This is a genomic window from Brevundimonas sp. DS20, assembly GCF_001310255.1.
GTDB lineage: Bacteria > Pseudomonadota > Alphaproteobacteria > Caulobacterales > Caulobacteraceae > Brevundimonas > Brevundimonas aurantiaca.
In genome coordinates this window covers 112,980-133,853 of sequence record NZ_CP012897.1, presented here as the reverse complement: position 1 = coordinate 133,853, position 20,874 = coordinate 112,980, and the positions used below count along the sequence as shown (strand labels likewise).

Annotated in this window: 18 protein-coding genes; 15 read left to right on the top strand and 3 right to left on the bottom strand. The window is 69.3% G+C overall.

The window, feature by feature from the left end:
* Window positions 1-53: 53 nt before the first annotated feature.
* From hisD to JL11_RS00625, 3 genes are read right to left on the bottom strand one after another with little or no spacing between them, the layout of a single operon-like run.
* Window positions 54-1,373, bottom strand: coding sequence for a histidinol dehydrogenase (gene hisD, locus JL11_RS00635; protein ID WP_054763978.1), 1,320 nt, complete (start codon window positions 1,371-1,373; stop codon window positions 54-56).
* Window positions 1,373-2,254 (bottom strand): ATP phosphoribosyltransferase, encoded by an 882-nt coding sequence (gene hisG / locus JL11_RS00630; protein WP_054763977.1) that lies wholly within the window; start codon window positions 2,252-2,254, stop codon window positions 1,373-1,375. The genes hisD and hisG overlap by 1 nt, the downstream gene beginning before the upstream one ends.
* A gap of 10 nt (window positions 2,255-2,264) precedes the next feature.
* Complete coding sequence (locus tag JL11_RS00625; protein WP_054763976.1) at window positions 2,265-2,555, bottom strand: YerC/YecD family TrpR-related protein; 291 nt, start codon at window positions 2,553-2,555, stop codon at window positions 2,265-2,267.
* 208 nt (window positions 2,556-2,763) lie between these two features.
* Here JL11_RS00625 and JL11_RS00620 point away from each other — a divergent pair, with 208 nt between their 5' ends.
* The 15 genes from JL11_RS00620 to JL11_RS00550 all read left to right on the top strand — a co-directional run bounded on the left by JL11_RS00620 (window position 2,764) and on the right by JL11_RS00550 (window position 20,849).
* Entirely contained in the window at window positions 2,764-3,969 is a 1,206-nt protein-coding gene (locus tag JL11_RS00620; protein WP_054763975.1) for an NAD(P)/FAD-dependent oxidoreductase, read from the top strand.
* A 255-nt stretch (window positions 3,970-4,224) separates the two neighbouring features.
* Window positions 4,225-5,646, top strand: coding sequence for a circularly permuted type 2 ATP-grasp protein (locus JL11_RS00615; RefSeq protein WP_054763974.1), 1,422 nt, complete (start codon window positions 4,225-4,227; stop codon window positions 5,644-5,646).
* Window positions 5,647-5,782: 136 nt separating this feature from the next.
* Entirely contained in the window at window positions 5,783-6,721 is a 939-nt protein-coding gene (locus tag JL11_RS00610) for an alpha-E domain-containing protein (RefSeq protein ID WP_054763973.1), read from the top strand.
* Between the two features lie 2 nt (window positions 6,722-6,723).
* Window positions 6,724-7,563, top strand: a complete 840-nt coding sequence (locus JL11_RS00605) for a transglutaminase family protein (protein ID WP_054763972.1) — start codon at window positions 6,724-6,726, stop codon at window positions 7,561-7,563.
* Window positions 7,564-7,669: 106 nt separating this feature from the next.
* Window positions 7,670-8,419, top strand: coding sequence for a peptidase (locus JL11_RS00600; RefSeq protein WP_231681358.1), 750 nt, complete (start codon window positions 7,670-7,672; stop codon window positions 8,417-8,419).
* A 91-nt stretch (window positions 8,420-8,510) separates the two neighbouring features.
* Window positions 8,511-10,874 (top strand): TonB-dependent receptor, encoded by a 2,364-nt coding sequence (locus JL11_RS00595; protein ID WP_054763970.1) that lies wholly within the window; start codon window positions 8,511-8,513, stop codon window positions 10,872-10,874.
* Between the two features lie 76 nt (window positions 10,875-10,950).
* Window positions 10,951-11,637 (top strand): Fe2+-dependent dioxygenase, encoded by a 687-nt coding sequence (locus JL11_RS00590; protein ID WP_054763969.1) that lies wholly within the window; start codon window positions 10,951-10,953, stop codon window positions 11,635-11,637.
* Between the two features lie 94 nt (window positions 11,638-11,731).
* Complete coding sequence (locus JL11_RS00585; protein WP_054763968.1) at window positions 11,732-13,789, top strand: TonB-dependent receptor; 2,058 nt, start codon at window positions 11,732-11,734, stop codon at window positions 13,787-13,789.
* A 72-nt stretch (window positions 13,790-13,861) separates the two neighbouring features.
* Window positions 13,862-14,542, top strand: a complete 681-nt coding sequence (locus JL11_RS00580; protein ID WP_082382547.1) for a PepSY-associated TM helix domain-containing protein — start codon at window positions 13,862-13,864, stop codon at window positions 14,540-14,542.
* Window positions 14,543-14,553: 11 nt separating this feature from the next.
* On the top strand, window positions 14,554-15,066 hold the full coding sequence (locus tag JL11_RS00575) for a DUF2271 domain-containing protein (protein WP_054763967.1): 513 nt from the start codon (window positions 14,554-14,556) through the stop codon (window positions 15,064-15,066).
* 11 nt (window positions 15,067-15,077) lie between these two features.
* On the top strand, window positions 15,078-15,878 hold the full coding sequence (locus JL11_RS00570) for a DUF4198 domain-containing protein (protein ID WP_054763966.1): 801 nt from the start codon (window positions 15,078-15,080) through the stop codon (window positions 15,876-15,878).
* 9 nt (window positions 15,879-15,887) lie between these two features.
* Window positions 15,888-16,997 carry an FAD:protein FMN transferase gene (locus JL11_RS00565; protein ID WP_082382546.1) on the top strand — a complete coding sequence of 370 codons (1,110 nt, stop codon included), beginning with the start codon at window positions 15,888-15,890 and terminating at the stop codon, window positions 16,995-16,997.
* Entirely contained in the window at window positions 16,994-18,370 is a 1,377-nt protein-coding gene (locus JL11_RS00560; RefSeq protein WP_054763965.1) for a sulfite reductase subunit alpha, read from the top strand. Before JL11_RS00565 ends, JL11_RS00560 begins: the two co-directional genes overlap by 4 nt.
* Before the next feature lie 250 nt (window positions 18,371-18,620).
* Window positions 18,621-19,568 carry a flavin reductase family protein gene (locus JL11_RS17805; RefSeq protein ID WP_228185258.1) on the top strand — a complete coding sequence of 316 codons (948 nt, stop codon included), beginning with the start codon at window positions 18,621-18,623 and terminating at the stop codon, window positions 19,566-19,568.
* A gap of 84 nt (window positions 19,569-19,652) precedes the next feature.
* Window positions 19,653-20,849 (top strand): acetyl-CoA C-acyltransferase, encoded by a 1,197-nt coding sequence (locus JL11_RS00550; RefSeq protein WP_054763964.1) that lies wholly within the window; start codon window positions 19,653-19,655, stop codon window positions 20,847-20,849.
* Window positions 20,850-20,874 lie beyond the last annotated feature (25 nt).

Genomic DNA, 20,874 nt, shown 5'->3' with positions numbered 1-20,874 from the left:
CGAACGACGGGCCACCTCTCCCGCAAGCGGGAGAGGGTCTTTAAAGGCGGCCCTCATCCCTCGCTCCTCAGATCCGCCGCGCGGGCGTGGGCTTCCAAGCCCTCCATCCGGGCCAGGCGGGCGGCGATGGGGGCCAGCTGGCGGGCGCCGGCCTCGGAGACCAGTTGGACCGACATGGTGGTCATGAAGCTGGACGTGGTGACGCCGCCCAGGGTGCGGGCGCCGCCGTCGGTCGGCAGGACGTGGCTGGGGCCGGCGGCGTAGTCGCCCAGGGTCTCGGCCGCGAACCGGCCGACGAAGACGGCGCCGGCGGCCTTGATGGCGGGAAGCATGGCTTCCGGATCATCGACCTGAAGCGCCAGGTGTTCGGGGCCGTAGAGGTTGATCACCTCGCAGGCGGCGTCCAGGTCGCGGACCAGGACGGCGCGGGCCTCGTTCAGCGAGGCGCGGGCGACGGCTTCGCGCGGCAGCGCAGCGACCTGGGCCTCAACCTCGGTCAGAATATAGTCGATGGTGGCGCGGCTGGTGGAGACCAGGAGAACTTGCGCGTCGGCATCGTGCTCGGCCTGGCTGAGCAGATCGGCGGCGGCGATCTCGGGCGCGGCGTCGCGGTCGACGACGACCATCAGCTCGGACGGGCCGGCGGGCATGTCGACGGCGGGGCCGCCGGGCAGGGCCGACGCCTGTTTCTTGGCCTCGGCCACATAGGCGTTGCCGGGGCCGAACAGCTTGTCGCAGGCGGGGATGACCCCGTCCTCCAGCTCCACGCCGAAGGTCAGGGCGGCGATGGCCTGGGCGCCGCCCATCAGCCAGAGGGCGTCCAGCTCCGCCTCTGCGGCGGCCAGGATCATGGCGGGGTGGACGCCGCCCGACTTGTCCGGCGGGGTGACGGCGACGCGCCGGCCCACGCCCGCGACCCCCGCCGGAATGGCCAGCATCAGAAGCGACGAGAAGAGGGGGGCGGTGCCGCCGGGGATGTAGAGACCGGCCGAGGCGATCGGACGCCAGGCCAGTTTGGAGCGGACGCCGGGCGTGGTCTCGATAAAGTCGGTGTCCTCCGGCCGGGTCGCCTGGTGGAAGACGCGGATATTGTCGGCCGCCATCCGCAGGGCGCGGACGTCGGCGGGGGGCAGGGCGTTGCGGGCTTCGGCGACGGCCTCGGGCGTGATGGCGATCCGGCGGGGCGGGGCCTTGTCCAGCTTCAGGCACCAGTCGGTGACGGCCGCGCCGCCGCGCGCGCGCACGTCGTCCAGAATGGTGCGGACCACCTCGGTGACGTCGCCGGCGGTGCGCTGGGCCGGGCGGGCGAGGGCCGCCGTCTTGCCGGCGGCGTCGAGGGAAGACCAGTCGATACGTTTGAAGGCCGGGGTCATCACATCATCTTCTCGATGGGCAGGACCAGTATGGCCGAGGCGCCGGCCGCCTTCAGCTTCTCCAGCGTCTCCCAGAAGACGGCCTCCTGGCAGACGGCGTGGACGGCGACCGCGTCGTCGCGGCCCGACAGGGGCATGACGGTGGGCGAGCCGGCGCCGGGCAGGATGGCGGTGATTTCGTCCAGCGCCGCGCGCGGGGCGTTCAGCATGACGTATTTGGCGCCCTGGGACGACACGACGCCGGCCATGCGCTCGATGATGCTGTCCAGCAGGGGCTTGAGGCTGGGCTCGGGCGCGGTCGGCGACTGGATCAGCACGGCCTGGCTTTCCAGCACCGTATCCTTGGCGCCCAGGCCGTTGGCCTCCAGCGTCGCGCCGGTCGAGACCAGGTCGCAGATGGCGGCGGCCAGTTTCAGCCGGGGCGCGACCTCGACGGCGCCGCGCATGACGACGATGTCGGCCTTGACCCCCCGCTCGTCCAGGAAGCGGCGCAGGATCTTGGGATAGGAGGTGGCGATCCGCAGGCCCTCCAGCGAGGCCGGGCCTTCATAGGCCAGGGTCGGGGGCGCAGCGATCTTCAGGGTGCAGCGGCCGAAGCCCAGGGGCATGACGACCGACGCATTGGGACCGCCGTTGCGGCCTTCCTCCAGCACGTTCTCGCCGACGATCCCCAGGTCGCAGACGCCGTCGGCGACGAAGGTGGGAATGTCGTCGTCGCGGACGCGCAGCAGGTCGATCGGATAGTTCTCGACCCGGTAGAGCAGATCATTGTGGCCCTTGACCCATTTCAGACCCGCGTCGCGGATCAGGTCGAGGCTGCGGTCGGCCAGGCGGCCGGATTTCTGGACGGCGATGCGAAGCCGGCCCTGGACGGTGCTCATGTTCGGATACTCAGTTCGGGGTCTTCAGGCGATCCAGGGCGAGGCGGTAGCCCTGGTGCGGCATGTCTTTGAGGTAACGGGCGACGCGGACGACGGTGGTGGGGCTGGCGTGGGCCTCGACCGCGATCTCGCGATAGGATTTGCCGCCGGCGTCCAAGAGGCGCGCCACCTGCCAGCGCTCGGCGAAGGCGCGCAGTTCCGCCGGGGTGCACAGGTCGGCCAGAAAGGCGTCCATCTCGGCGCGCGTCTGCATCGACAGCAGGGCGTCGTAGAGGGCGTCGCGGGCGGGCGGGGTCGTCATGCGCGTTCCACTATGCTGTAACAGTGGAACGGTCAAGGGCGATTAGTGGCGAGTGGCGAGTGGCGAGTGGCGAGTGGCGAGTGGCGAGTTTGAAGACGGCGCCTTGTGCGGTCCAGCCAGGTTTCGTCAGTCCCAAGGATGATGGTTGAAAGCGGGGGCGTTTATCTCGCCACTCGCCACTCGCCACTCGCCACTCTAAACCACCCCCATGACCAAGATCCTGATCATCGGCGCCGGCCACGCCGGCGGCTCCGTCGCGGCCTTTCTGCGGCAGTACGGGCATGAAGGCCCCATCGTGCTGGTGGGCGAGGAGGATGCGCCGCCCTATCAGCGGCCGCCCCTGTCCAAGGCCTGGCTGAAGGGGGAGGCGGATCTGGAGGCGCTGCTGCTGCGGCCGCTGAGCTTCTATCAGGAGCAGGGGATCGCGTTTCGACCCTCGACTATCGCCGTGTCGGTGGACCCGGAGGCGAAGACGGTCGCCTTCCACGACGGCTCGAGCGAACCCTATGACGTCCTGGTGCTGGCGACGGGATCGACGGCGCGCAAACTGCCGGTTCCGGGCGGGGACCATCCCGACCTGCTGGAGCTGCGGACGCTGAAGGACGCCGAGCGGCTGAAGGCCGTGCTGGGGCCGGGCAAACGGCTGGCGGTGGTCGGCGGCGGCTATGTGGGTCTGGAGGCGGCGGCCTCGGCCCGCGCCTTGGGCGCCGAGGCGGTGGTGATCGAACGGGCGCTGCGCGTCCTGGCGCGGGTGGCGTCCGAGACCCTGTCAGCCTTCTTCACCGCCCAGCACCGGGCGCGGGGGGTGGAGATCATCACGGGCGCCGAGGTGGTCGCGGTCGCCCATGACGGCGTGACCCTGGCGGACGGATCGGCGGTGCAGGCGGATGCGGTTCTGGTCGGGGTGGGCGCCCTGGCCTGCGACAGCCTGGCGCGGTCGGCGGGCCTGCGTTGCGACGACGGGGTGGTGGTGGACGATCAGGCGCGGACCAGCGATCCGGCCATCTTCGCCGTCGGCGACATGACGCGGCGGCCGATTCCCGTGCACGGCGGGGTCTCGCACCGGCTGGAGAGCGTGCCCAACGCGCTGGAACAGGCCAAACAGGCGGCGGCGGCCATCGTCGGGCGGCCGGGGCCGGCGCCGGAGGTGCCGTGGTTCTGGTCCGATCAGTACGACTTCAAGCTTCAGATCGCGGGCCTGCCGTTTGACGCCGACCGTCAGGTGGTGCGGGGCGATCCGTCGGCGGGGGGATTTGCGGTCTTCCACCTGAGCGGCGACCGGGTGGTCTGCGTCGAGGCGGTCAACGCCCCGCCGGAGTTCATGGCGGGCAAACAGCTGATCGGAAAGGCGACGCCGGTGGATCCGGCCAAGCTGGCGGACGTCTCGGTTTCGATGAAGGCGGTGGGGGTGTGATTTTCACCCGACCTTCCACCGCTTGCGGGGGAAGTGTCAGGCCGTGGCGCGAAGCGAGACGCCTGGCGATGGGGGAAGTCTTCTTGCTTTGAGCAGAAATTCACTCTCCGACCCTGGATCGCTGCGCGATCGACGGGCCACCTCTCCCGCAGGCGGGGGAGGGTCTGGTTGTTGAAGCTTCGCCGCAGTGCAACAAAACTGTTGCGCTTTTCGTTGGGTCGCGATCAAGCTGTGATCTCAACGCGGCGGGGGCGGATGACGAGAGCTTTCGACGAAATGAACGGCGGCGGATCCGGCGCGATCCGCGACAGCTACAAGACCCTGGCGGCCTGGCTGGAAAACGCCCCGCCGGACCTGTTGCAGGCGCGCTCGCGCCAGGCGGAGCTGTTCTTCCGCCGCATGGGGGTGACCTTCGCCGTCTATGGCGACGAGGAATCCAACGAGCGGCTGATCCCGTTCGACGTCGTGCCGCGCATCATCGGCGCTGATGAATGGGGCGGGCTGGAGAAGGGGCTGAAGCAGCGGGTCACCGCCATCAACGCCTTCCTGAAGGACATCTACGGGCCGCAGGACTGTATCCGCGCCGGGATCGTGCCCGCCGACCTGATCCTGACCAATCCGCATTATCGGCCCGAGATGCAGGGGCGGCGTCCGCCCGGCGACGTCTGGTGCCATATCGCCGGGGTCGATCTGGTCCGCACGGGCGAGGACGGTTTTTACGTGCTGGAGGACAATGTCCGCACCCCGTCCGGGGTCTCCTATATGCTGGAGAACCGCGAGATGATGATGCGGCTGTTCCCCGACCTGTTCGCCGAACATGCGGTGCGGCCGGTCGAAATCTATACCGACATGCTGCTGCGGTCGCTCCAGGCCTCGGCGCCGTCGGGGGCGGGCGAAGACCCGACCATCGTGGTCCTGACGCCGGGGCCGTTCAACTCGGCCTATTACGAGCACAGCTTCCTGGCCGACAAGCTGGGGGTCGAACTGGTCGAGGGCGGGGATCTCTTCGTCAATGACGACACCGTCTATATGCGCACGACCGAGGGGCCCAAGCGGGTCGACGTCATCTATCGCCGCATCGACGACGACTTCATCGACCCCCTGACCTTCATGCCGGATTCGGCGGTCGGGGCGCCGGGGCTGATGTCGGCCTATTTCGCCGGGCGTGTGACCCTGGCCAATGCGGTCGGGACCGGGGTGGCCGACGACAAGGCCGTCTATACCTACATGCCCGAGATCATCCGCTTCTTCACCGGCGAGGACGCCATATTGAAGAATGTGCCGACCTGGCGCTGCCGCGAGCCGGAGGCGCTGAAGGCGGTGCTGGACCGGCTGCCGGAGCTGGTGGTCAAGGAGGTCGGCGGGTCGGGCGGCTACGGCATGCTGGTGGGGCCCACCTCGACCCAGGCCGAGATCGAGGCCTTCCGCGCCAAGCTGATCGCCGATCCCGACGACTTCATCGCCCAGCCGACGCTGAGCCTGTCGACGGCCCCGACCCTGGCGGGCGGAGCCCTGTCGCCGCGCCACGTCGATCTTCGGCCCTTCGTCCTGTCCAGTCCGGCCGGGGTGCGGGTCGCGCCGGGCGGGCTGACGCGGGTGGCGCTGAAGGAGGGGTCGCTGGTGGTCAACTCCAGCCAGGGCGGCGGAACCAAGGACACCTGGGTGCTGGATGTTTGATCGGACGAAAATCCTCCCCCGTCGGGGGAGGGGGACCGCGAAGCGGTGGAGGGGTCTCGCCCCAGACACCCTGTTTGCGTTTGGCCCCCTCCACCCTCCTTCGGGCGGTCCCCCTCCCCCGATGGGGGAGGAATAGATGCTCTCTCGCACCGCAGACAGTCTCTACTGGACCGGCCGCTATATGGAGCGGGCCGATTTTCTGGCGCGCATTCTGGAGGCGGCGATCCGCCTGGCGGCCCTGCCGGCCAAGGATCAGGCGACCGTCACCGCCTGGGCCGGGGCCATCGCCTCGTCGGGAGTGAAGTCGGCGTTCGACGCCACCGGCCGCACCGTGTCGGAGAAGTCGGTCCGCGAGTTCCTGGCCTTCGGCGCCGACAACTCCACCTCGATCAAGGCCTGCATCACCCGGGCGCGGACCAACGCCCGCTCGGTGCGGACCGCCCTGACGATCGAGCTGTGGGAGGCGATAAACGGCGCCTGGAACGGGCTGAACGAGCTGGGCGAGCCGACCAAGCGGGACGACTTCACCAACTTCCTCGACTTCGTGAAGTCGACCTCCCTGGCGGTCGAAGGGGCCTCGTCGCGGACGATGCTCAGGAACGACGCCTACTGGTTCCTGCGGCTGGGCATGGCGATCGAGCGGGCCGACAACACCGCCCGCCTGCTGGACGTCAAATATCACCTGCTGCTGCCGCCCGGCGAACGGGTGGGCGGGCAGCTGGACTATTTCCAGTGGACGACCCTGCTGCGCGAGGTCTCGGCCCTGACCGCCTATCGCTGGGTGTACCGGGAGTCGGTGCGGCCCTGGCTGGTGGCGGACCTTCTGGTGCTGAACCGGCAGATGCCGCGGTCCCTGGCCAGCTGTCAGGGGATGATCGTCAGCTATCTGGAGAAGCTGGCGGCCGACTATGGCCGGCGCGGCCCGGCCCAGCGGCTGGCCTCGAACCGGCTGACCCAGTTCAACGAGGCCCGGATCGAGGACATCTTCCAGTCGGGCCTGCATGAATACATCCAGGGTTTCCTGAACGAGAACAACGCCCTGGGCGCCGCCATCCACGAACAGTATCTGGTCTGACCATGCGGATCCGGATCGACCACTCCACCCGCTACGCCTACGCCCGACCGGCGCGGTTCATCGTCCAGGTGCTGCGGCTGACGCCCCGGTCCTGCGAGGCCCAGCAGGTGCGGGAATGGCGAATCGAGACCGACGTCGACGCCCGGCTGCGCCGCAGCGACGACGCCTTCGGCAATATCGTGCACAGCCTCTATACCGAGCGGCCGACCGACGCCCTGACCATCCGGGTGACGGGCGAGGTGTCGACCGTGGACACCGGCGGGGTGATCCGGGGGCAGAACGAGCGGCTGCAGCCGGGCGTCTATCTGCGCGACACCCGGCTGACCCAGGCCGATGCGGCCCTGATCGACTTCGCCCGGTCCGTGCCCGAGGGCGCGGCCCTGGAGCGGATGCACCGTCTGATGGGGGCGATCCACGCCGGCGTGGCTTTCGAGGTCGGGGCGACCTCCGCCACCCATACGGCGTCCGAGGCCTTCGCCATCGGCCGCGGCGTCTGTCAGGATCACGCCCAGATCTTCATCGCCTGCGCCCGGACCCTGGGCGTGCCGGCCCGTTATGTCTCGGGCCATCTGAACCGGTCGGACGGTCAGCACGACCAGGACGCCGCCCACGCCTGGGCCGAGGCCTGGATCGAGGACCTGGGCTGGGTCGGGTTCGATGCGGCCAACGGCGTCTGCCCGACCGAGAACTATGTCCGCATCGCCGTGGGCCTGGATTCGCTGGGGGCGACGCCGATCCGGGGAACCAGCTATGGCGGCGGGGTCGGCAGTCTGACGGTGGCCCTTCATGTGCGGCCTGTGCAACAGGGCCGGCAACAACATCAGAGCCGGGGATGGTCCTGATCGCCATGTCGCGGGAATCTGTTAGCGTCTGCGGATTCGCGGAACGGGGAGCGGATAGAGGCCAGTGACCTATTGCGTAGGCATGTTGGTGAAGGAGGGGTTGGCGATGATCGCCGACACCCGCACCAATGCGGGCGTGGACAACATCTCGTCCTATCGAAAGCTGCACGTCTTCGAAAAGCCGGGCGAGCGGGTGCTGGCCGTGGCGACGGCGGGCAATCTGTCGGTGACCCAGACGGCCCTGGCCATGGTGGCCGAAGGGGTCAAGCTGCCGGATTCTAGCGGGCCGGAGACGCTGGAGACCGCGCCGACCCTGTTTCGAGCGGCCCAGATCCTGGGCCATGCGATGGCCACGGTCCGGGCCACGATCAATACGCCCGCCTCGCCGGCCGCCGACGCCTTGAACGTCAACGCCTCCATGCTGCTGGGCGGCCAGATCGCGGGCGGCAAGATGGGGCTGTATCTGATCTACGGCCAGGGCAATTTCATCGAATGCGGGGCCGACACGCCGTATCTGCAGATCGGCGAGCTGAAATACGGCAAGCCCATTCTGGACCGGGCCCTTCATGTGGACACCCCCCTGTCGGAGGCGGTGAAGCTGGGGCTGATCTCGTTCGACTCGACCATCCGCTCCAACATCGCCGTGGGGCCGCCGCTGGATCTGATCGTGATCCGCCGCGACGGTCTGTCGGGGATGGAGCGTCGGCTGGAGGCGGACGATCCCTATTTCCGCGACCTGGGCCGGCGATGGTCGGAAGCATTGGCTGCGGCGCATCAGGCCATGCCGGCGCCCACCTGGCTTGATCTGGGCGCGCAGACGGCGCCGTCTCGCACGATCAGCGTCGTCTCGAATTAAGTTGCGACCTACTCGCAATCGCTCTTGTGCGGCCCAATGAAGCTGGTTATTGCGACCGCATCGCAAAATCAGACCAAAAGGTCGCCAAAACATGTCCGACTCTCGCGCCGCCTCGCTTCGCGCGCTTCTCTTCGCCTCCAGCGCCGCCGGCATGCTGGTCGCCGCCCCCGCCATCGCCGCTGACGCGACCGCCGAAGACGGCGTGGTCGTCACCGCCGATCCCCAGCAACAGCCCGCCAACCTGGGCACGATCGACGTCAACGGCCAGCTGAAGAAGCCTGCGCCGGTCAGTCCCGAATTCGTCGCTCCCCTGGTCGATACGCCCCGCGCCGTGACCGTCATTCCCCAGGCGATCATCGAACAGACGGCGGCCTCGTCGCTGCAGGACCTGTTGCAGAATTCGCCCGGCATCACCTTCGGCGCCGGCGAGGGCGGTCAGCCCCTGGCGGACCGTCCCTTCATCCGCGGCCAGTCGTCCGGCAACAACATCTTCGTCGACGGTCTGCGGGATACGGGGGGCCAGCAGCGCGAAGTGTTCAACCTGGAACAGGTCGAGGTGATCAAGGGGCCGGACGCCGTCTATTCCGGCCGGGGCTCGGGCGGGGGCAGCGTCAATCTGAGCTCCAAATCGCCTAAACTGAACGCCTTCAACAACTTCAGCGCCGGCGTCGGGACGGACGGCTATGTCCGCGGCACGATCGACGCCAATATGCCGCTGGGTGAAACCGCCGCCCTGCGGATCAATCTGATGGGCGCCCAGGGCGACGTGCCCGGCCGCGACAGCGTCGATTACGACAAATGGGGCCTGGGGATCAGTCTGGGCGCGGGCTTGGGAACCGGCTCGTCCATGGTCTTCAGCTACTACCATCTGACCAGCGACCAGATGCCCGACTACGGCATTCCGCTGTTCACCAAGATCCAGTCGCGCACGACCGACAGCGGCGTGCTGGACGTGCCCTATGACAGTTTCTACGGGCTGACGGCGCGCGACTATCTGACCAATGAGGTCGACAGCTTCACCTTCAAGGCCGAGCACCGCTTCAGCGACCTTCTGACGATCCGCAACGTCAGCCGCTATGCGGAGACGCTGAACGACTACATCGTCACCAACCCCGGCGACGGCGGCTATGTCGGCCGCGCAGCCGACGGGACCTATTGGATGAAGCGGGGGACCAAGACCCGCTGGAACCCGGTCACCACCCTGGCCAATGTCACCGACCTGTACGGCCGGTTCGAGACGGGGGCGTTCAAACACAGCTATGACGTGGGTCTGGAGCTGACGCGCGAGCGGAACCGCAATGCGGCCTATTCGACCTACACCACCTCCGGCGCCGCCTGCCCGACGGGTCTGACCACAGTCTCCGGATCGCGGCCGACGGCGGCCAGCGCCCTGGGCGCCGACGACTGCACCCGCGTCTATGATCCCACGCCGGACGACGCCTGGACCGGCGTGATCAACCGTGGCCCGACCAGCTCCAACACCACCGAGACCATCGGCCTTTACGCCAACGACAGCATCACCCTGACCGAGCGGCTGATCCTGAACCTGGGCGTGCGGTGGGATCAGTATTCGGTGCGCGGCCTGAATGCGACATCGAGCCAGACGGCCGGCGTCTGGACCACGGCAGGCTATACGGTCGTGCCCGAGCGGACCTGGGAGTTCACCAACTATCAGGTTGGTCTGGTGTTCAAGCCGACGCAGAACAGCAGCGTCTATGCGTCCTGGTCCATCTCCTCGACGCCGCCGACCATTTCGGCGGGCGACCAGAACGCCTCGGGCGGCACGGGCACGGTCGATGGCGTCGCCAACACCGTTCTGGATCCGGAAGACACCGAGAGCTTCGAGATCGGCGCCAAGGCAAATGTCTTGAACGACCGTCTCGCCCTGTCGGCGGCCGCCTTCCATCTGACCCGCAAGAACGCCCTGATCCTGGTCGAGCCGAACATCTTCCGTCAGGAAGGCGAGGTCGAGGTCAACGGCTTCGAACTGGGCGTGTCAGGCAGCATCACGCCGAAATGGACCGTGTTCGGCGGCTATACCTATATGGATTCCGAACTGACCAAGGCGGCCGTGGTCGTGTCGGGGACGCCGCCGGTCGCAAGCGTCAATCCGCTGCAAGGCCTGCCCCTAGCCAATACGCCCAAGAACAGCGCGAGCCTGTTCACCACCTATCGCCTGCTGCCCAAACTGACGATCGGCGGCGGCGTCTATTACACCTCCAAGTCCTGGGGCGGAAACCAGGGCGGGGCCGGCGGCGGGAACAACCGCGTCTATGCGCCCGAATGGACCCGCGTTGACGCCTTCGCCACCTATGACCTTTCGGACCGCGCCAGCCTGCAGCTGAACGTCAAGAACGCCACGGACGAGGAATACATCATGCGGACCAACGGGGTTCACCATGCCGACCCCGCTCCGGCGCGTCAGGCCATCCTGGCCTTGAACCTGCGCTTCTAAAGGCCTCTATCCCCGGCCTATAACTGGCGGCTCCGTCCTTCCGGCGGGGCCGCCTTTCTTTTTCAGCGAGAGCGACGTGCTGCTGCAAATCCCCGAAGTCTTCTCCAAGGCCGAAGTGAAGGCGCTGCGCGAGCGGCTGGACGCCGGACCGTGGGCCGACGGAAACATGACCTCCGGCCACCAGTCGGCGACGGCCAAGCGGAACCAGCAACTGCCAGAGGATTCGGACGTGGCCCGAGAGGTCTCGGCCCTGATCGTCCAGACCCTGAACGCCAATCCGATGTTCGTCGCCGCCGCCCTGCCGCACACGATCTTTCCGCCCTTGTTCAACCGCTATGAGGGCGGGGGCGAGTTCGGCCTGCACGTGGACAACGCCATCCGCCAGCAGCGCGGCGGCGGGTCAATCCGTATACGGAGCGACCTGTCGGCGACCCTGTTCCTGTCCGAACCTGAAGACTATGACGGCGGCGAACTGATCATCGAGGAGATGTACGGGCCGCAGTCGGTCAAGCTGCCGGCCGGGGATCTGGTGCTTTATCCGTCCAAGAGCCTGCACAAGGTCATGCCGGTGACGCGCGGGGCGCGGGTCTCGTCCTTCATGTGGATGCAGAGCCTGATCCGGGACGACGGCGACCGCGAGATGCTGTTCCGCCTGGACGTGGCGACCCAGCGCGTGGCCCTGGAGAAGGGGCCGAAGGATCAGGCGGTGATCGAGCTGACCGGCGTCTATCACAATCTTCTGCGGCGCTGGTCCGAGGTGTGACGTCCCGACCGCCCCGTCTGTGACCCCAGGGTCGCAGTCCGCTTTATAAGGTCGCAGGACTGAACCAAGGCGGGGCTGGTCTATTGTGACCGGGATGTTCCAAGACGCGCCCCCTGCTCCGCCCGCCCAACTGTCTGAAATCACGGTGACGGCGGCCCGTCTGCCGCCCGCCGCCGCCGACGCCGCCTTTTCGGTGGTGCGGTTGGACCAAACCGTGCTGGATCGGTCCGTCCGTCTGGACGAGGCGCTGCGGACCGTGCCGGCCGTGTCCCTGTTCCGCCGCACCTCCAGCCTGGCCGCCAATCCGACGACCCAGGGGATTTCTCTGCGGGCTATCGCGCCCTCGGGCGCGGGCCGGACCCTGGTGACCCTGGACGGTGTTCCGCTGAACGATCCGTTCGGCGGCTGGGTGATCTGGTCCCAGGTCGCGCCGGAATCGCTGGAGCGGGTGGACGTCGTGCGCGGCGCGGGCGCGGGGCCCTATGGCGCCGGGGCCTTGACTGGCGTCATCGGCCTGACGGAGCGGGCCGACGGCGGGGTGCTGGACCTTTCGGTGGCCGAACGCGGCGGGGCGCGGGCGGCGGGATCGGGATCGACGATGTTGGGCCCCGTCGGGGTGACCCTGTCGGGCCTGTACGAGATCAGCGACGGCTATACGCCCGTGCGCGGAGCGGCGGCGGGAGCGGCGGACAGGCCGCTGGACCTGGACAGCCGCAGCGCCGCCCTGCGGGTCGATGCGCCGCTGGACGGGGTGAATCTGCAAGGGGCGAACCTGTCCCTGCGCGCGGCGACCTGGGAGGAGGATCGGGGCTCCGGTCTGCTGAACGCCCGGTCAAACGCCAGCGGCCACAGCCTCAGCGCCACGGCCGCCAAGGCGCCTACCGTCGACGGCTACGGCTGGCGGCTGCAGGCCTGGCGGATCGAGAGCGACTTCGCCAACAGCTCGGCCTCGGTGGCGGCGGATCGATCAACCACAACCCCGGCCAATGATCAGTACAAGACCCCGGCGACCGGCTGGGGGCTGAACGCGGCCCTGCGCCGTCGCGTGGCCGAGATCGCGGGCGGCCGGCTGGAGTGGGAGGTCGGCGCCGACGCCCGCTTCAACGAGGGTGAGACCAATGAGTTCTTCAGCAATCCCACCGGCGCGGGCTTCGCGCGGGGACGGCGCGCGGGCGGCGAGACCTCGGTGGCCGGGGCCTATGTGGACGGGTCGTGGACCGGCGGGGACTGGCTGGTCGCGGGCGGTCTCCGCTACGACCGGTGGAAGAACGAGGCGGGCTTCCGCTACGAATACACGCTGGCGACCGGGGCGCCGATCCTGGACGAGACCGACGAGGACCGGTCGGGCGAGGTGGTCAGCGCGCGACTGGCGGCGCGGCGCGATCTGGCCGCCTGGCTGGGCGAGGGTTACGCCTGGCGGGCGGCGGCCTATTCCGGCTTTCGGCCCGCGACCCTGAACGAACTGCACCGGCCTTTCCGGGTTGGCAACGACATCACCGAGGCCAATTCGGGGCTGGAGCCCGAGACCCTGCGCGGGATCGAGACGGGCCTGGCCTTCGACCGGAGCGGCGTCGCCTGGGGGGCGACCGTCTTCTGGAACGAGATCGAGGACGCCATCGTCAATGTGACGATCGGCGAAGGACCGGGAACCTTCCCGCGCGCAGGTTTCGTGCCGGCGGGCGGCGTGCTGCGCCAACGCCAGAACGCCGGCACGATCAAAGCCTGGGGCCTGGAGCTGAACGGTTCGGTCCGGGCGAGCGAGGCCCTGGCGCTGAACGCCGCCCTGTCCTGGACCGACGCCGAGGTGGACGGCGGGACGGCGGCGCCGCAGCTGACGGGCCTGCGTCCGGCCCAGGCGCCGGAATGGAGCGCGACGGCGGGCGTCGACTGGCGGGCGACGGATCGGCTGAGCCTGGGCCTGGCTGCGCGCTATGAATCCGCTCGGTTCGACGATGATCTGAACAGCCGCACCCTGGACCCCGCCGTCACCCTGGACGCCCGCGCGGAATGGGCGGCCGGAGACGGGGTGATGATCTGGGCCGCCGTCGACAACGCTTTCGACGCGGATGTGGAGGTGTCTATGACCGGGTCCGACGTCGCGGGCTACGGCCCCCCGCGCACGGTGCGGGCCGGGGTCAGGTTCAGCTACTGACGGTCTCTGCGCGACGAATTCGCCGCATGGCTTTCTATTGCAAACGGTTCGCAACAGTGGCACAGCCGTTCCGTGACTGAACTCGCCGCACAAAACCAGATCGAGCCGACCTCAAGGGGCGCGAAAAAGCCGAAGGCGGCGCTGAACGGCGCGCGGTCCTTCTGGCTGAAGCAGCTGCATTCCTGGCACTGGATTTCGGCGGCTGTCAGCCTGGTCGGCATGATCCTGTTCGCGGTCACGGGCATCACCCTGAACCATGCGGCCTCCATTCCGGCCCAGCCGGTGACGGTCGAACAGACCGCCACCCTGCCGGCGCCCCTGCTGCAACGGCTTTCGGCCTATCCGCAGGAGACGACCGAACCGGTTCCCGACGCCGTCGCCCGCTGGTCGGCCGAGGCCCTGAAGGTTCAGATCGCCGGGCGGCCGACCGAGACGACGCCCGAGGAGATCTACGTCGCCCTGCCGATCCCCGGCGGCGACGGCTGGCTGACCATCGACCGGGCGACGGGCGAGGCGGTCCATGAAAAGACCACGCGCGGCTGGATCGCCTATCTGAACGACCTGCATAAGGGGCGGAATGCGGGGACGGTCTGGTTCTGGTTCATCGACGTCTTCGCCGTCGCCTGCGTCATCTTTGCGGTGACGGGGCTGGGGCTGATGTGGCTGCATGCGCGCGGCCGTCCCTCCACCTGGCCCCTGGCGGCGCTGGGCCTGCTGATCCCCGTCGTCATCGCCCTGATCTTCATCCATTGAGAGTGTAACGGATGCGTCTTCTCCCCATCGTCGTCACCACCGCCGGCCTGACCCTGGCCGCCGCCCCGGCCCTGGCGGCGGATCTGTCGGTCACGGTCGAAGTGCCGCGGCTGAACACCGCCTCCTATCACCGGCCCTATGTGGCGGTCTGGATCGAGAAGCCGGATCAGACGGCGGTTCAGACCCTGGCGGTCTGGTACCAGCAGACCCGCAACAATGAGGGCGACGGCAAGGACTGGCTGAAGGACCTGCGGACCTGGTGGCGCAAGGGCGGCCGGGCCATGAGCCTGCCCGCCGACGGGATTTCGGGCGCCACCCGCGCGCCGGGCCGCCAGACCGTCAACGTCCCCGCCGCCCGCCTGCGCGGCCTTCAGCCCGGCCAGTACAATCTGGTGGTCGAGGCGGCGCGCGAACTGGGCGGGCGCGAGGTGGTGCGCGTGCCCTTCCGCTGGGGCGGGGCCAATACCGCCGACGCCTCCGGCTCCACCGAACTGGGCGCCGTGCGCGTCACCGTCTCTCGCTGAGGAACAGACCCATGAAAAAGACCGTCGCGCTTCTGGCTTTCGCCGCCGCCCTGGCTGCGCCCCTGGCCGCCCAGGCGCACCGCGCCTGGATGGCGCCGACCTCGACCAGCCTGTCGGGCGCCGACGCCTGGGTCGGTTTCGATGCGGGCATGTCCAACGGGGTCTTCATCCCCGACCACGCCGCCATGCGGATGACGGGCCTGGTGGTGACGGCGCCCGACGGCTCGACCGTCCAGCCCGAACATCTGATGCAGGCCCAGTACCGCACCACCTTCGACGTCCATCTGACGCAGAACGGCACCTATAAGGTCGCCAACGTCATGGGCGGCGTCATGGCCAGCTACACCCTGAACGGCGAACAGAAGCGTTGGCGTGGAACCGCAGCCGAATATCCGGCCGCCCTGCCCGAAGGCGCGACCGACGTCCAGGCGACCCGCACCGCCAGCCGGATCGAAACCTTCGTCACCCTGAACAATCCGACCGACACCGTGTTCAAGACCACGGGCGAAGGGCTGGAGCTGGTCCCCGTGACCCATCCGAACGATCTGGTCGCCGGCGAGGCCGCCAGCTTCAAACTGTTGAAGGACGGCCAGCCCGCCGCCGACCTGGACGTCGTCGTTGCGCGCGGCGGCCTGCGCTATCGCGACAATCCCGAGGAGATGATGGTCAAGACCGGCGCCGACGGCGTCTTCACCGTCACCTGGCCCGAGGCCGGCCTGTACTGGCTGAACGCCTCGGTCCGCACCCCGGCCCAGGGAGAAACCCTGGGATCGAACGCCAACTATGTGGCGGTGATGGAAGTCCTGCCCTAGACCCTGGGCATGTCCGACACGCCCTTTTCGCGCGGTTCGCGCGCCGCCCCGCCCGTCCTCACCCTGGGAGACCCGGTTCCGCTTGCGGACCGGGTCGACAACCGCGTCCTGATCCCGCCGGTCGAGGGGCCGCCGCCCCGGCCGCCCAGCGACGAGATCCAGGCGCTGGACGGCCGGACCATGGGCACGACCTGGAGCGTGCGCGCCATCGGGCCGCGCGGCCTGACCGAGGCGGCCCTGCGCGAGGCGATCGAGCGGGAGCTGGCGACGGTCGTGGCCCTGTTCAGCCCGTGGGAGCCGTCCAGCGAGATCAGCCGGTTCAACGCCGCCCCGCCCGGCATGTGGGCGGTGTCCCAGCCGTTCTGGGACCTGGTCGATGCGGCCATGGACCTGGGCGACGAGACCAATGGGGCGGTCGATCCGACCCTGGGCGCCCTGGTCGATCTGTGGGGTTTCGGCCCGCCGGGACCGCGCGGCGCCCTTCTGCCCCTGCCCAGCGACGAAGAGGTCGAGGCGGCCCTGAAGGTCAGCGGCTGGGGACGGCTGCGGATGAACCGCGAGGCGCGCGGCCTGATGCAGCCGGGCGGGATGAAGCTGGACCTGTCCGGCATCGCCAAGGGCCATGCGGTGGACCGGGTGTCGGACGCCCTGACGGCCCTGGGCGCGACCTCGCACCTGGTCGAGATCGGCGGAGAGCTGAAGGGGCGCGGGGTCAAGCCTGACGCCCAGCCCTGGTGGGTGGAGATCGAGCGGGCGGAGGGCGACGCCTCGCCCCGCACGGTGGCGGCCCTGTTCGACCTGGCCATGGCGACCAGCGGCGACTATCGCCGCGCCTTCCGCCATGAGGGGCGGCTCTATCCCCATACGATCGACGGATCGACGGGGCGGCCGGTCAGCAACAATCTGGCCTCGGTCACCGTGCTGCACGCCTCGGCCATGAAGGCCGACGCCTACGCCAGCGCCCTCACGGTCATGGGGCCGTTCGAGGGGCCGGAGTACGCCGAAGCGGTCGGTTTGGCCGCCCTGTTCGTCGAACGCACGCCGCGCGGCCTGGTCGAGCGGATGAGCCCGGCCTTCAAGGCCATGATGGAGGATGGGGCGGAGGCGGCGCCGGGGTGACGAACGATCCGTCCCGCTGGCTTCTGGCCCTGGCGGCCGTCGGCCTCTGGCTGGTCCTGATCGGCCTGATCGTCTGGCGCGAGCGCCGGGCGAAGGCGGCGGCGCGCGCCCGCTCCGAGGCCCTGGCCGGAGACGGGGAGGAGACGGTGCTTGTGGCCTTCGCCAGCCAGACGGGACTGGCCGAGGAACTGGCCTGGATGACCGCCCGAGCCTTGCAGGACGGCGGCTTGGGGGCGCGGGTCCTGTCGTTTGCGGACCTGGACCTGGCGACGCTGAAGGCGGCGGGCCGGGCCCTGCTGATCGTCTCGACGACGGGTGAAGGCGATCCGCCCGACAGCGCCGCGCGGCTGGTGCGAAAGGCCATGGGGGCGCCGGCCGACCTGGGCGGGCTTCGGTTCGGCCTGATGGCCCTGGGCGACCGCAGCTATGATCAGTTCTGCGGCTTCGGCCATGCGGTGGACGGCTGGCTGAGGCGCTCGGGCGCCGAGCCCCTGTTCGATCTGGTGGAGGTGGACGCCGGGGACGCGGGCGCCGTGCGCCACTGGCAGCATCAGTTGAACCAGATCACCGGTCGGGCCACGGCCCCCGACTGGACCCCGCCCGCCTATGAGCCCTGGCGGCTGACGCAGCGGACCCTGATCAATCCCGGCAGTCCGGGCGGCGAAGCCTATCATCTGGTCTTGGAGCCGGTCGGGACGGCGCCGCCCTGGTCCGCCGGGGACATCGCCGAGGTGGGGCTGCCCGAACGCGACGGCGTGACGCCGGGCGCGCGCGAATATTCGATCGCCTCCATTCAGGCGGACGGACGGGTCGAACTGGTGGTGCGGCTGATGCGCCGGCCGGACGGGACGCCCGGCCTGGCCTCGGGGCGGCTGACCCAGGACCTGGCTCTGGGCGCAACCATCGACATGCGGGTGCGGACCAACCGCAGCTTCCACGGCCCGGAGGATCAGACGCCGATGATCCTGATCGGCAACGGCACGGGGATCGCGGGGCTGAGGGCCCATCTGAAGGCCCGCGCGGCCCAAGACGGGGGCCAGGGGAGCGGCGCCTGGCTGATGTTCGGCGAGCGGACCCAGGCGCACGACGCCTTCTTCGCCGCCGAGCTTCAGGCCTGGCTGGCGTCCGGCGTTCTGACCCGGCTGGACCGGTGTTTCTCGCGCGATCCGGGCGACGGCCGCTATGTGCAGGATCTGGTCGCGGCGGCGGCGTCGGACGTCCGCGCCTGGGTGGACCGGGGCGCGGCCCTCTATGTCTGCGGCAGTCTGGAGGGGATGTCCCAGGGGGTCCATGCAGCCCTGGAGGCGGCGCTGGGCGCGGAGGCCCTGCTGACCCTGCTGGAAGACGGCCGCTATCGCCGGGACGTCTACTGAAAAGGAGATCAGCGCCGCCCGACTGCTGCGTCTGCCCGACCGAACCGGAAGCGGCGCCGTCGAACACCCGCCGCCAGGCCGTCGACCGGCTGTTCGCCTTCGCCACGGTCTCGCTGGATGCCGGATGATCCGAATCGGGGACGGCGTCGTAAATCGTGGCGTCCGAGGGCGGACTTCCCCTAAAAGACGCCTTTCGTTTCCGATTGGACCGCCTAGCCTCATGACTGAATCGCCGCCCCGGATCGGAGGCATGGACGTCCAAGGTCTGGATGCCCAAGGTCTGGACGTCCAAGGTTTGGGCGATCCCGAGGACCCGGTCGTCCTGCTGATCGGTTCGCCCGAGCGGCTGTCGGCGGACGGGCGACGGTGGGTGCGGGCCCTGGTGGAGGCCGGGCGTCACGTGTTGCTGGCCCCGCTGGACGAGGCGGACGGGGAGGGGGCGGCGGTCGCCCTGCGCGCCCTTTTGACCGAACTGTCGTCCCGACCCGCCGTACTGTGTTCGGCCCAGACCCTGGCGGCGGTCCATCCGGCCCTGGTCGTGACCGGTCCGGCCCTGGTCAGCTGTCTGATCGTCGTCGGGGCGGCGCCGGATGCGGCGACGCCCGCAGACCTGCCGCGGCTCGATCTGGAAGCCGAACCGGCGGGCGAGGCGACCGAGGCGGCGCTGCTGGGCTTTCTGGAACGCCATGCGCCGCGCCAGGCCCTGCATTATCAGGCCGGGTCGGACGCCCGGACCCTGCGCGACGCCCTGGGCTGTTTCGCCACCGGGGTCACGGTGGTCACCACCCTGGATGAACAGGGCCAGCCGGTGGGGCTGACCGCCAACTCCTTCTCCTCGGTGTCGCTGGACCCGCCCCTGATCCTGTTCTGCCTGGCGCGCAGTTCGTCGAACCTGGAGCGGTTCCGGCGGGCCGAGCATTTCGCCATCAACGTCCTGCACATCGGCCAGCAGCCGATGTCGGGCGTTTTCGCCCGGTCGTCGGCCGAACGGTTCGACGGCGTCGCCTGGGAGAGCTGGGACACCGGCGCCCCCATACTGTCCGGCTCCCTGGCCAGTTTCGAATGCGCCACCCATCAGGTGGTGGAGGCGGGGGATCATCTGGTCTTCATCGGCCGGGTCACGCGCGCCCGGTTCGAGCCGCGCCGCGATCCCCTGCTCTACTTCCGGGGCCGTTACCGGCGGCTCCATTTCGCCTGAGCCGCGCCCGACCCGGTTCGCATCCCGGTTCACAACGGGCGGTCGGATCGCTATCTCAGGCGCCAAATCAAGAGGAAGCCCGCCATGTCCCCCGATCCCGCCCAAGATCCCGTCGTCATCGTCTCCTACGCCAGAACCCCGATGGGCGGATTCCAGGGCGTGCTGTCGGACGCCAAGTCCACCGACCTGGGCGCGGCGGCGGTGAAGGCGGCGCTGGAGCGGGCGGGCCTGGCGCCGGACAAGGTCGAACAGATCATCATGGGCTGCGTCCTGCCCGCCGGCCTGGGCCAGGCGCCGGCGCGTCAGGCGGGTCTCGGCGCGGGCCTGCCGATCTCGGCCGAGGCGACCACGATCAACAAGATGTGCGGCTCGGGCATGCAGGCGGCCATGATGGCCCATGACGCCCTGCTGGCCGGCTCGGCCGAGGTGATCGTGGCGGGCGGCATGGAGTCCATGACCAACGCCCCCTATCTGATGCACAAGCACCGCGGCGGCGCCCGCATCGGCCATGACGTCATCTCCGACAGCATGTATCTGGACGGTCTGGAAGACGCCTATGAGCCCGGCAAGCTGATGGGCCAGTTCGCCGAGGACACGGCCAAGGCCTATCAGTTCACCCGCGAACAGCAGGACGCCTATGCGGTGGAAAGCGCCGGCCGGGCCAAGCGCGCCCAGGACAACGGCGACTTCGACGCCGAGATCACCCCGGTGGAGGTCAAGACGCGCAAGGGGGTGGTGGTCGTGGACCGCGACGAACAGCCGACCAAGTCCGACCCGTCCAAGATCCCCAATCTGAAGCCCGCCTTCGGCAAGGACGGGACCATCACCGCCGCCTCGGCCGCCTCCATCTCGGACGGCGCGGCCGCCCTGGTGATGATGCGCCAATCCACGGCCCAGGCCCTGGGTCTGACCCCCATCGCCCGCGTCGTGGCCCAGGCCGCCCACGCCCATGAGCCCAGCCTGTTCACCACCGCCCCGGTCTTCGCCCTGCAAAAGGCGCTGAAGAAGGCCGGCTGGACGCCTGAGGACGTCGATCTGTGGGAGGTCAACGAGGCCTTCGCCATCGTGCCGATGATCGCCATGCAGGAGCTGGGCGTCCCCCACGACAAGATCAACGTCAACGGCGGCGCCTGCGCCCTGGGCCATCCGCTGGGCGCATCCGGCGCCCGCGTCCTGACCACCCTGCTGTCGGCCCTGAAGGCCCGCGGCAAGACCCGGGGCATGGCCGCCCTGTGCATCGGCGGCGGCGAGGCGACGGCGATGGGGGTAGAGCTGGTTTAAGGGGCGGGGCGGACCGACCGATGGC

Bases quoted from the DNA above. Each gene is read 5' to 3' on its own strand.
- hisD (WP_054763978.1), bottom strand. From the start codon at position 1,373: ATGACCCCGGCCTTCAAACGTATCGACTGGTCTTCCCTCGACGCCGCC.
- hisG (WP_054763977.1), bottom strand. From the start codon at position 2,254: ATGAGCACCGTCCAGGGCCGGCTTCGCATCGCCGTCCAGAAATCCGGC.
- JL11_RS00625 (WP_054763976.1), bottom strand. From the start codon at position 2,555: ATGACGACCCCGCCCGCCCGCGACGCCCTCTACGACGCCCTGCTGTCG.
- JL11_RS00620 (WP_054763975.1), top strand. From the start codon at position 2,764: ATGACCAAGATCCTGATCATCGGCGCCGGCCACGCCGGCGGCTCCGTC.
- JL11_RS00615 (WP_054763974.1), top strand. From the start codon at position 4,225: ATGACGAGAGCTTTCGACGAAATGAACGGCGGCGGATCCGGCGCGATC.
- JL11_RS00610 (WP_054763973.1), top strand. From the start codon at position 5,783: ATGCTCTCTCGCACCGCAGACAGTCTCTACTGGACCGGCCGCTATATG.
- JL11_RS00605 (WP_054763972.1), top strand. From the start codon at position 6,724: ATGCGGATCCGGATCGACCACTCCACCCGCTACGCCTACGCCCGACCG.
- JL11_RS00600 (WP_231681358.1), top strand. From the start codon at position 7,670: ATGATCGCCGACACCCGCACCAATGCGGGCGTGGACAACATCTCGTCC.
- JL11_RS00595 (WP_054763970.1), top strand. From the start codon at position 8,511: ATGTCCGACTCTCGCGCCGCCTCGCTTCGCGCGCTTCTCTTCGCCTCC.
- JL11_RS00585 (WP_054763968.1), top strand. From the start codon at position 11,732: ATGTTCCAAGACGCGCCCCCTGCTCCGCCCGCCCAACTGTCTGAAATC.
- JL11_RS00575 (WP_054763967.1), top strand. From the start codon at position 14,554: ATGCGTCTTCTCCCCATCGTCGTCACCACCGCCGGCCTGACCCTGGCC.
- JL11_RS00570 (WP_054763966.1), top strand. From the start codon at position 15,078: ATGAAAAAGACCGTCGCGCTTCTGGCTTTCGCCGCCGCCCTGGCTGCG.
- JL11_RS00565 (WP_082382546.1), top strand. From the start codon at position 15,888: ATGTCCGACACGCCCTTTTCGCGCGGTTCGCGCGCCGCCCCGCCCGTC.
- JL11_RS17805 (WP_228185258.1), top strand. From the start codon at position 18,621: ATGGACGTCCAAGGTCTGGATGCCCAAGGTCTGGACGTCCAAGGTTTG.
- JL11_RS00550 (WP_054763964.1), top strand. From the start codon at position 19,653: ATGTCCCCCGATCCCGCCCAAGATCCCGTCGTCATCGTCTCCTACGCC.